Source organism: Erwinia sp. PME.40.26/001 (assembly GCF_055556675.1).
Genome location: NZ_JBVHNP010000211.1, coordinates 1 through 267, shown reverse-complemented (window position 1 = coordinate 267; position 267 = coordinate 1). Strand labels below are relative to the sequence as shown.

Here is a 267-nt window from a genome sequence, read left to right as displayed (position 1 = left end):
ATGTCGGCATCCGGCCGGTCGAGACGCAGGTCGGCGGCGAAGCCGGCGATGTCGACGCCGGGCTGCACGCGGATCAGGTCGCACACGGAATCGGCCGGCGCGTCGAGGGCGTCGGCGAACGCGGCGTCGACGAGCACCCACGCCGGATCGGCGGTCGGCACGGCGTCGTCGGGGGCGACGGCCGCGGAAACCACCGGGCGCCCGCCCACCTCGAGGGCACCCGCCAGGACTTCCGCCGCCGAGGCGGACAGGATCACCGGAGCCTCG

General features: G+C 76.0%; 1 protein-coding gene. It reads right to left on the bottom strand.

Annotation, left to right across the window (positions count from 1 at the left end; all coding sequences use genetic code 11):
* Positions 1–267: hypothetical protein (locus tag ACZ3HG_RS23880; RefSeq protein ID WP_465334874.1), on the bottom strand; the 267-nt coding region annotated here is incomplete at both ends.